We start from the raw sequence: 11,019 nt of genomic DNA on the forward strand, positions 1-11,019 counted from the left end.
CATTGCGAAACGCGTCAGGGGCTGGCCTTCCAGTAAGAAACGTGACGTGGCCGACGTCCGACTCCTCCGATTCCGCTCCGCCGTGCCCCTCGCGCTGACCGTGCTGCTGACGGCGTGCGCCACCACCTCCACTCAGCCCACCGGCCCGAAGGTGAAGTCCCTGGACATCGAGGGGACGAAGAAGGTGGACGACGGGGACATCAAGGACCGCATCCTCACGTCCTCCACGCCCTGGTACGCGTTCTGGCCCTTCGGCAAGGTGCACTACTTCGACACCAACGCGTGGCAGGCGGACCTGCGCCGCATCGAGCGCTTCTACCAGGCGGAGGGCTTCTACCAGGCGCAGGTGGAGTCCAACGAGGTCATCCCGGACGGCGACAAGGCCGTGCGCCTCAAGGTGGTGGTCAACGAGGGCGCGCCCACCCTCATCGACCGCATCGAAACGCACGGCCTGGAGCCCCTGCTCCAGGGGAAGGACCAGCCCTCGCTGCGCGAGCGGGAGCGCATCCTGGAGGAGCTGCCGGTGAAGACCGGCGACGTGTTCCGCGAGGAGACGTGGGCGGCCACCAAGGACCTGGTGCTGCAGCGGCTCAAGAACCTGGGGTACGCGGAGGCCGAGGTGGGCGGCGAGGTGCGCGTGGACGTGGCCACGCAGAAGGCCGTGGTGGACCTGCAGATCGCCCCGGGCCTGCGCTACCGCTTCGGCAACATCTTCATCGCCACGGACGCGAACCCGCAGGTACCGCCCCGCCGCATCATCGAGCAGGCGCAGGGCGCGGTCATCAAGGGCGCCTACTTCAGTGAAGCGGCGCTGGCGGAGGCGCAGGCTCGCGTCTTCCGCATGGGCGTCTTCGGCGCGGTGAAGGTGAACCGGGGCGCGCCGGACCGGCAGAACGCCACGGTGCCGGTGGTGGTGGACGTGCGCGAGTCGCCCTTCCACTCGCTGCGGCTGGGCGGCGGTATCGGCGTGGATGCCGCGCGGCAGGAAGGCCGCGTCCTGGGCGAGTGGACCAACCGCAACTTCCGCGGCGGCCTGCGAAGGCTCACCCTGCGCGGACGCCTGGGCTACGCGTTCATCCCCAACGTGCTGGCGAGCCTGCGCAACGACGAAGGCTCCGCTGAGGCCCCCATCTTCAGCTTCACCACGGAGTTCGAGCAGCCGCGCTTCCTCTTCCGCGACGTGGCCCTGCAGGCCTCCGTCACCGCGGAGAAGGGCCTCCAGCAGGCCTATTCGTTCTACGGCGGCTACCTCAAGACGGGCGTCATCTGGACGCCCCACCCGTCCTTCTCCGTCTTCCCCTCATACAACCTGCAGCTCTACCGGCTGACGGGGCAGGTGAGCCTGGACGAGAGCGTCCCGCCCATCATCCTGGGCTGCCCGAACACGGCGGGGCGGTGCGACCAGGCGCTGAGCTTCCTGGAGGTAGCGTTCGCCTGGGACCGGCGCGACGACCGCACCGAGCCGCGCGACGGCTACTACCTGGGCTTCTCCATCCAGAAGGGCGGCGGCCCCTTCTTCGGGCAGTACGACTACGTCCGGCTGTTGCCGGACCTGCGCTACTACCACTCCCTTGGAGACAAGAAGGACCTGACGCTCGCGGTGAAGCTGCGCGCGGGCACGCTGAACCCGGCGGGCGGCGGCCAGAGCTCCATCGTCACCCGCTTCTTCTCCGGCGGCGCCACCGCGATGCGCGGCTTCAACGGCCAGCGGCTGTCCCCCATGACGCCGCTCGCGCCCACCTACAAGAAGGACGACGACGGCAACGTCCTGCTGGACGCGAACGGCAACCCCATCCTGGATTCCTGGGACACGGTGCCCGTGGGCGGCAACAGCCTCTTCGAGAGCGCCGTGGAGCTGCGCTACATGCTCACGGACAGCCTGATGCTCGCCATCTTCTATGACTCCGGCCTCGTGGGCACGGAGGCGCTGTTCGGCAAGAACGCCCCCAAGCTGTTCGGTCCCGAGCACTACCACGCGCTGGGCGCCGGCCTGCGCTACCTCACGGTGGTGGGCCCCATCCGACTGGACATCGCCAGGCGCTTGAACATCGGGCGGGGATTGCCCGTCAGCGATCCCGGATACATCTATCCGTCCTCTGGTGGATGCCTGGGCTTCGGACGCAAGTTCGACAAGACCTCGACGTCCGCCGAGGCAGCGTACGCGGGTGCCCCGGAAGGGCTCTGCGCGGTCCATATCTCCATCGGAGAGGCGTTTTGAGCGAACCCACGACCCCCGCCTCCACCGCCCCGCCCCACCGGCGCAAGCGCTGGGGACGGCGGCTCCTGTGGGGCCTGCTCGGCTTCCTGGGACTCATCGTCCTGCTGGTGGCGGGCGTGCTCGTGTACGCCACCAGTCCCGGGGGTTCCGCCCGCATCGCCCGCTTTGGCGTGGACCTGGCGAACAAGCAGTTCGCCGGCCGGCTGGAGCTGGGCGGGTTCGACCTGGACCTCAACGGCGCGGTCCTCACCGGCATCAAGCTCTACACACCGGAAGGCGACCTGGCGGCGGAGATCGCCCGCGTGGAGGCGCGGCTGAACCTGTCTCCATTGCTGGGCCAGCATGTGGACCTGACGAAGGTCCGCATCGAGACGCCCCGCCTGTACCTGGTGCAGGACGAGCGCGGCCTCAACCTGATGCGCGCGCTGGAGCCCCGGGAGCCCAAGCCCGAGGAGCCGCCCACTGAGAGCAAGAGCGCCCTGCGCATCCACCTCAAGGACTTCGAGCTGAGCCACGGCTACGTGGACTTCCGGCAGGAGCTGCCCGACGGCGGCGAGCGACAGGTTCGCCTGGAGGAGCTCGGCGCGAAGGGTGAAGGCCACTACGCGCTGGCGGACATGGACTTCGCCGCGGACCTGCAAGCCACCGGCGGCCTCACCCTTCCGCTCAAGGGCCCGGTGCGACTGGTGTTGAAGGGACAGGGCAAGGACGTGGTGCGCCAGGTGGACGCGCAGCTGGGGCTCGCGGGCATCGAGGCGGACCTGGGCGCGAAGCAGAGTGGTGAGACAGCCGCGGCCGTTGAGCTGCGCCGGCTGGCCGTTCCTCCCGAGCCGGTGAAGGCCTTCGTGCCCGCGTATCCGTTGGTGGTGCCCATCGAGGCGAAGGGCACCGCGTCCATGGACGGAGACCTCGCGAAGGCCCAGCTGGGCGCGTCCGCGGGCAAGGCCACGCTGGACCTCACGGGCGACGTGAACCTCAAGACGTTCCGCACCTCGGAGACCACCGTGAAGGCGCGCGGGGTCAACCTGGCGGAGCTGATGGAGAACGGCATCCCCACCAACATCGCCGCGGACCTCATCGCGCACGGCGGTGGCGACAGCGTGGAGACGCTGGACGGCGACGTGGCCCTCACGGTGACCCCGTCCGAGTTCCGGGGGCAGTCGGTGGGCCCCATCGAAATGAAGGCCAGCGCCAAGGACGGCCGCTACAACGTGGCCAACCTGCGCGTGATGATGCCGGGCGCGGCGTTCGTCGCGTCTGGCGAAGGCACCTCGAAGGCGCTGGAGGCTCGCGGCAGCCTGTCCGCGGGCAACCTGAAGCTCCTGTCTCAGGCGCTCGACAAGCTGCTGCCCGGCGGCACCGTGCCGCCCATGTCCGGCAGCGGTTCGCTGGAGCTCCAGGTGAAGGGGCCGCCGCGCTCGCCGGGGGTGAAGGCGGACGGCAACTTCGTGGCGCTGAACTACGGCGACATCGCCATCCAGGACCTGTCGCTGAAGGCGAGCGTGCCGGACGTCACCCGTCCGCTCACCACCGACGCCACCGTCCTGGTGAGCGAGCTGAAGACCGGGGGCAAGACGTTCCGCGACCTGTCGCTGGCGCTCACCACCGGCGAGAACCGCGAGCTGAAGGCCAGCGTGCGCGTGGACGGCGACGCGAAGCTCGCGCTGGGCGTGGAGGGCACGGTGGACGAGGACAACGAGGGGCTGGCCATGCGCGCCTTCTCGCTGTCCTGGCCGGAGGCCACCTGGACGCTCCAGCAGCCCACGCACCTGGCCTTCGGTGGCGGGCGCATCGCGCTGGCTCCGCCGCTGGCGCTCGCGTCGGGGCCGCAGACCTTGAAGATCGCCGCGGTGAAGGACGGCGAGCGCGTGGACGCGCGCATCGACCTGGGCGCCTTCGACTTGTCGAAGCTGCCGCGCATCGCGGTGCCGGAGGACCTGGGCCTGGGCGGCACGCTGTCCGGACATGTCGCGGCGAAGGGCCGGATGGCGCGGCCGGACGCGGACGTGGACCTCACCCTCGCGGATGGCAAGGCGCGCGGCTACGAGGGCCTGGGGCTCCAGGTGAAGGCGCGATACGTGAAGGACCGCGCCACCGGCACGCTGGGCGCGGAGCTGAACGCGGCGCGCGTGTCCTCGAAGTTCGACGTGCCCGTGCAGGGTGTGCTGCGCCGGCGCAACGAGCCGCTGTCCCTGACGGTGAACCTGGAGAAGCTGGACGTCGCGGAGGTGCTGAAGCTGGCGAACCAGCCACCCGGCCCTTCCGGTCAGGTCACCGGCACGCTGGTGGTGGACGGCTCCGCGAAGGACCCTCGCCTGGACCTGAAGGTGGTGGGCGCGGACCTGCGCTACCCCGGCCGGCCGGAGGCCCTCTTCGCGAAGGCGCTGGGCTTCGAACTGCACGCGAACTCCGACGCGAACGACGCCACGCTGAGCGCGCGGATGGACGTGAAGGGCGTGGCGCCGCGGGCCTACGTCCTGGTGAAGACGCCCTTCACGCTGGGCGGCGTCATCGCGAACCCGCCCACGCCCGCGCAGGCGCTGGAGGCGCCGCTGCACCTGGAGGCGCTGGTGGCGGAGCTGCCCTTGACGCTGCTCCAAGGCGCGGAGGGCGTGGACAAGCCGGGCGGCACGGTGACGCTGAAGGCGGACGTGAGCGGCTCCGCGCTCGCGCCGCAGGGCCGCGTGGAGATGCAGGCCAAGGGCGTCACCGCCAACGGCCTGCCGCCCCTCAACGGCACCGCGCTGGCGCTGGCGGGCACCGAAGACGTGAAGCTGACGCTGGACGTGCAGCGCCCCAATGGGCCGCTGGCCACGCTGGAGGCGCGTGTGATGGCGCCGCTGGCCGCGCTCCAGGACCGCGAGGTGGTCAGCCGCGTGCCCTTCCGCATGAAGGGACGCGTGGGGCCCGTGCCCCTGAATGAGATTCCCGGCATGGCGGTGGAGCCGGCGCAGGGCAACCGCGGGCCGCAGGGCGTGCTGTCCATGGAGCTGGTGGCGCGCGGCACGCCGGAGGCCCCGGAGCTGGAGCTGAACGCGGGCATGCAGGGCCTGGGCGTCGCGCAGACGGCGCTGGGCCAGGCGCGGCTGCACTACTCCTACTCCCAGGCGAAGTCCCTCTTCGACGCGATGCTCACCGCGCCCGGCGGCGGGTCGCTGCTCCTGGGCGGCACCATGGACCTGGACCTGTCGCTGCCCGCGTTCCAGTCCGCGCAGGGGCCGGCGAAGAAGGCGGAGCGGGCGCCGGTGGAGGTGTCGCTGCGCGCGCGCCGCTTCGACCCGACGTTCCTCTCCGGCATCTCCCCGTATGTGCGCTCGCTGGGCGGCCTCATGCAGGCGGACGCGAACCTGGGCGGCACCGTGGGCGCGCCGACCTTCAAGGGCGACCTGCAGTGGAAGGACGGCCGGCTGGGGCTGCAGGGCTTCGGCGAGTACCACGACATCCAGCTCGCGCTGAACGCGTCGCAGGAGCGCATCGACCTCAAGAAGCTCACCGCGAAGTCCGGCAACGGCACGCTGGAGCTGACGGCCACCGCGAACCGCCAGGGCAAGAGCGGCGAGTTCGTGCTGGAGGGCAAGGGCCACACCAAGAACCTGCCCATCGTGGTGGAGGACCAGCTCATGGCCCTCGTGACGCTGAACCTGTCCATGAAGGGCAGCCTCACCGAGCGGCTGGTGAACATCAGCGACCTGTCCATCCCGGAGGCGCACGTCGAACTGCCGGAGGCCAAGCGCAAGGACCTGCAACCCCTGGAGCGCCCCGTGGACGTGGTGATGGTCCGCAACGGCGTGCCGGTGGACAAGCGCAAGAAGAAGGAGAAGGCGCCCACGCAGGTGGCCACGTCGCCGAAGGCGGAAAATCCGCGCAACGCGCCGGACTCGCCCGGCATGCCCGGCAACCCGGAGTCGACGCTGGGCAGCGGCGGCGCGGGCGGCCCCACGTCACAGGCGGAAGCGGAGGCCCTGGCGGAGGAAGGCGAGGACGAGGGCCCCCCGCAGCGTCAGTTCTGGGTGAACATCAACGCGCCTCGCAACCTGTGGGTGCGCGGCACGGACCTCAACGTCCAGCTGGGCCTGTCCGAGGGCTTCCGCGTCGAATACGCCAACGAGGCGCGCATGTTCGGCGAGGTGATGGTGCTGCTGGGCCGCGTGGACGTGCTGGGCCGCCGCTTCGACGTGCAGCGCGACAGCCAGGTGCGCTTCACCGGCCCCGTGATGATGCCGTACATCAACGTCACCGCCGAGCACCGCAACGACAACGCGAACGTCACCGTCTTCGTCACCGTGCGAGGCCAGGGCAAGGAGGTGACGCTGAAGACGACGAGCGACCCGGCCCTGCCGGAGTCTGAAATCTACACGCTGCTAGCCACCGGCCGGCGCACGCTGGAGCGCGGCTCCGGCGCGTCCATGAACGCGAGCGCGCAGGCCGCGTCGGTGGTGGGTTCGTTCGTCGCCAACGAGGCGCGCAAGGCCATTGCCGCGAAGCTGCCCCTGGACGTGCTCTCCATCGAAGCGGGTGACAGCGGCATCGCCGGCACCAAGCTGGAGGTGGGCACGTACGTGACGGACAAAATCTACGTGGGCTACACCGGCCGCGTGGGCGCCAACCTCCAGAAGGGCGAGAACGCCAACGCCGTGCGCTTCCAGTACCTCTTCAGCCCGCGCTGGAGCCTGGAAGGCATGTACGGCGACGCGCGCTCCGGCGGCCTGGACCTCATCTGGACCAAGGAATACTGACCGCCCGGACGTAGCGCGTCCGGGCGGCGGTGGACTGCCCTACAGCGAATACGCCGCGTAGCACGTGCCCATGGGCCCCACGCCCGTGGAGCCCGCGCCCGGCGCGTCCCGCCACGTCCCTTCCGCTCCGCACTGCTGCCAGAGGGTGCTGCTCACCTGCACGCAGGTGCGCAGGGGCACGCTCCTGCCCAGGCGCGTGGAGGCGCAGAACGGGAAGGACACGTTGCAGTTGGACGGCTTCGCGGTGGTGCCTCCAATGAAGACGCCCTGCGAGCACTGGCGCCACAGCGCGTCCGACGAGCTCTGCACGCATGAGCCTTCCGGCACCGTGGCGTCCACCGTGCCGGAGAAGCAGCCCTCCGTGGAGTTGAGCGTCCACGCGTACGCCGTCTTGTAGCGGTTGTAGATGGACGCCATCAGCGACGAGCCGCCCACCGTCGTGCGGCCGCACTGGATGGCGTACGCGCCCACCCAGGGCGTGTACGTGTAGAGCGCCGCGGTGGCGTGGTTCACCGGCTTCACCGAGCACGGGTCCGACGTGGACTTCGTCACGCCCGTCTTCCAGCCGGAGATGGTGGCCCGGCCCGCCTCCAGGTCGGTGAGGTAGCCGCGCATCTTCTTCGCACCGCACTCCACCTGCTTGCCGAAGCCCACGTATTGCGCGTCACAGCCGCTGCCGTCCGGACAGCCACAGCCCGTGGCCTTGCTCAGGTTGGTGGACGTGCCGCTCTGGATGAGGCTGGACTCGCCCTGGATGCGCGCCAGCATGTAGAGCGGGCTGATGTTGCTCGCGCGCGAGCGCTCCACGATGAGCGTCGCCGCCGTCTTGCCGTAGGCCGGGTCCGTGTAGCCCGCCAGGTACGAGCCCTGCTGCTGGAGGAACGCCTGCACCTGCGCCGGCGTGATGCCCGCCCCACCCGTGACGTCCGAGTCCTCCAACAGGCGGTGCATGTCGTACTTCGTCGTCGCCTCCTGGAGCACCTGCCCGGTCAGCTCGTCGATGACCGGCTCGGGGGTTTCTTCCAGGGGACCGCAGCCGGCCGCCAGCAGCGCGGGTACCAGCAACACGCACAAACGGAGCTTCATCACGCACACCTCGGGGGGAAGGCCGGCCGTGGGCCGGTGGGGCGAGCGTGACTCAAGACTTTCCGGCAAGGCTAGGAAAAGCTCCCAGCGGCGAGGGGCATGGGAGGACGGGGGCGGAGTAGAGTTCTGGACATCATGCGGACCCCTGCCCTGTTTCGTCGGAAGTGTTGGCCGTTCCTCGCCGCGGGCCTGCTGGCCGTGGCGGGCTGTTCGGATTCGAGTGAGCCGGGGGGTGAGCCCGGGCCGGGCACGGATGGGCCCGGGGTGACGCCGGGCGACGGCTCGGAGTGCCTGGGCGCGAAGTTCCTCACCACGCTGGGCAAGAGCACGGTGCTGGTGGGCGCGCAGATGGAGGACGACACCGCGAAGGCCGCGCCCTTCGACGTGCGCTACCTCTACATCGCGGCGGGCCTGTTCGATTCGAAGGACGCGTGCAACTCGTGCGCGTCCGGGTGCACGTCCGACGGCGCGTCATGCTCCAACAGCGGTGGCGGCTGCGGGTGGTGGGGCTGCTGGCAGTACGACCAGGAGCCGCCCGGTGCCTACGTGCGCGACTTCATCAAGGCCGCGCAGACGAACGGGCAGATTCCCTTCATCACCTACTACGAGGCCTTCCAGGCCAGCGGCTACACGGAGGGCGAGCAGCAGCTGAAGGCGCTCAACGACTCGGCGTTCCTGGGGCGCTACCTCGCGGACTGGCGCTTCCTGCTGAAGCAGGTGGGCCAGGAGAAGGCGCTGCTGCAAATCGAGCCGGACATGTGGGCCTATCTCCAGTTCTTCCCCAAGGACGGCAAGGCGCAGTCCACGCCGGTCGCGGTGAAGGCGGCGAACCCCACGGACTGCGGCAGCCAGGAGAACAACGGGGCGGGCCTGGGCAAGTGCATGATCGCCATGGTGCGCAAGTACGCGCCCAACGCGAAGGTGGGCCTGCACGCGAGCGCGTGGGCGACGAAGACGGACGTGTCCCAGAACACGGATGCGTCGTTCGACGTGGCAGGCGAGGCGAACAAGGTCGCGGACTTCCTCCTGTCCGTGGGCGCGGGCGACACGGACTTCGTCACGGTGGAGGCGTCCGACCGCGACGCGGGCTGGTACGAGAAGACGACGGGCAGCGCGGCCTGGTGGGATCCGGAGAACCGCAAGCTGCCGCACTTCCACCAGGCCTTCACCTGGGCGAAGGCCGTCTCCACGCGGCTGGGCAAGCCGCACATCTGGTGGCAGCTGCCGGTGGGCAACATGTCCCTGCCCAACAGCAACCAGAAGTGGCGCGACAACCGCGTGGACTACTTCCTCACGCACCCGGGCGAAGTGGCCGCGGCGGGCGGCGTGGGCATGCTCTTCGGCGCGGGCAACTACGAGCAGACCACGCCGGAGTCGGACGGCGGCAACCTGGTGAAGCGCGTGAAGGCGTACAAGGACGCGGGTGGCCAGGCCGCGTGCGTGAAGAACTGAGCCGGTGAGTGGTGCCGTGCGCCCGGCCTCCATGCCGGGCGCACGCGCCAGGTCAGGCCCGGGCCCGCGTGCGCCTGGAGGCCGGGGCCTTCTTGGAGGCCGGGGCCTTCTTGGCCGGAGCCTTCTTGGCCGGAGCCTTCTTGGCAGCGGGCTTCTTGGCCGGGGCCTTGGCCTTCGCGTCCTTCCGGGCCTGCATCTTCAGGATGTACTCGGTGGCATCCGGCGTCTCGCAGGCCGTGTCGCCCTGATCCACCTCCACCTTGCCCAGCCGCTTCGCCGTCGCGAGCGCCGCGGCCTGGACCGCGCCTCCGGAGGAGCCGCCCACCGCGATGAGCGCGCCGTTCATCGCCTCGCGGACGCGGTTCTTCGCGCCCGGCAGCTCCTGTTCAATCCGCTTCAGCCAAGGCAGCAGGTCCTCCCCGGCGAGCAGCGCGGTCTTCGTGAGCAGCGCGGACAGGCTCTGCCACCCTGCCTGCCCCACCCATTCGGACTTCGACTGTGTCCACGTCAGCGCCTTCACCGCATGCGGTGAACGCAGCACCACGTTCGCCACGAAGACGGGCGTGAGCCCGTACCAGTCCAGCCCCTTCGCCCAGGCGTCCAGTTCCTTCCAGGGCATCTCGGGCGCGTCCACCACCATCGTCGCCAGGAACCGCGCCTCCGTGTGGCCGGACGCCCAGAGCGCCCGGGCGAGTACTCCGTCCGTGCCGATGCGCTTCTTCAACACCCCCAACGGACCGAAGTTCACACCGGACACAGGCTCTGGAGCTCCGTGCCGCAGGTAGGTCTTCCGCGTCTGCGCCGTGCCCAGCCGCTCCAGCTCCCGCATCGTCTCTTCGAAGGTCATGTCGCGCGGGATTCTGCCAGCACTAGCTCAAACGAGTGACTGTCACTCTCCGTGGCCCTTCTCCAACTTGCGGCCCGTGAAGGGTGGAGGTCTCACCTGCGAGGGGGAAGCGATGACCAGCGCTGAGTACATGTCCGATGTGGAGTCCCTCGACGCCATGGACGCCTGGGAGGGCCCGGATGCCCTCCAGGAGTTGGAGGACCTGGCGGACGAGTTCAGCGACCTGGAGGGCTTCGAGGCGGAGGGCTTCGAGACGGACCCCTTCGAGCCCTCGGGCTTCGAGCCGTCGGGCTTCGAGGATGACGGCTTCGAGGAGCTGTTCGCCGCGGCCGAAGCGGAGGACGCCTTCCTGGAGGAGGACGGCTTCGACGGGTTCGAGGCGAGCCCGGCCAGCGGTCTGTTCATGCCGGCCACCAGCAACCGCCTCGTGTCGGGCGCCGCCGCGGTGACGCTCGCGCGGACGCTCAACCCCTTCGTGCTGGAGTCCATGGACGCGGATGACGCCGAGGCCTTCCTCGGCCGCATCACCCGGCGCATCCGCAGCGCCGCGCGCGGCATCGCCCGGGGAGTGCGACGGGCGGGCCAGCTGGGGGCCGCGGCGCTGCGCCGCGCGGGTCCGCTGCTCGCCCGCGCGCTGCCGGTGGTCCAGCGCGTGGCGGGGCTCGCGGGGCCGTGGGGGC

The 11,019-nt window shown here is 70.2% G+C and carries 5 protein-coding genes and 1 pseudogene; 4 read left to right on the top strand and 2 right to left on the bottom strand.

The window, feature by feature from the left end; genetic code table 11:
• The first annotated feature begins 46 nt into the window (after positions 1 to 46).
• Positions 47 to 2,218 carry an outer membrane protein assembly factor gene (locus D7Y11_RS08965; RefSeq protein WP_233607244.1) on the top strand — a complete coding sequence of 724 codons (2,172 nt, stop codon included), beginning with the start codon at positions 47 to 49 and terminating at the stop codon, positions 2,216 to 2,218.
• The gene (locus D7Y11_RS08970; protein WP_126933484.1) at positions 2,215 to 6,954 is read left to right on the top strand and encodes a translocation/assembly module TamB; all 4,740 of its coding nucleotides are present in this window, start codon (positions 2,215 to 2,217) and stop codon (positions 6,952 to 6,954) included. Before D7Y11_RS08965 ends, D7Y11_RS08970 begins: the two co-directional genes overlap by 4 nt.
• A 39-nt stretch (positions 6,955 to 6,993) precedes the next feature.
• On the opposite strand, the gene D7Y11_RS08975 is transcribed toward D7Y11_RS08970, so the two are convergent.
• A complete protein-coding gene (locus D7Y11_RS08975) occupies positions 6,994 to 8,040 on the bottom strand; it encodes a hypothetical protein (RefSeq protein ID WP_121752632.1) in 1,047 nt (348 codons plus the stop codon).
• Positions 8,041 to 8,175: 135 nt separating this feature from the next.
• On the opposite strand from D7Y11_RS08975, the gene D7Y11_RS08980 reads away from it, so the two are divergent.
• Entirely contained in the window at positions 8,176 to 9,492 is a 1,317-nt protein-coding gene (locus D7Y11_RS08980) for a hypothetical protein (RefSeq protein ID WP_233607245.1), read from the top strand.
• A 52-nt stretch (positions 9,493 to 9,544) separates the two neighbouring features.
• On the opposite strand, the gene D7Y11_RS08985 is transcribed toward D7Y11_RS08980, so the two are convergent.
• Positions 9,545 to 10,339, bottom strand: coding sequence for a DNA alkylation repair protein (locus D7Y11_RS08985; protein WP_121752630.1), 795 nt, complete (start codon positions 10,337 to 10,339; stop codon positions 9,545 to 9,547).
• Positions 10,340 to 10,451: 112 nt separating this feature from the next.
• Between D7Y11_RS08985 and D7Y11_RS08990 the strand changes: the two are divergent.
• Positions 10,452 to 11,019, top strand: a pseudogene (locus D7Y11_RS08990) (hypothetical protein); the annotation flags it as partial.

It is taken from the genome of Corallococcus sp. AB018 (assembly GCF_003986945.1).
Classification (GTDB): Bacteria; Myxococcota; Myxococcia; order Myxococcales; family Myxococcaceae; genus Corallococcus; species Corallococcus exiguus.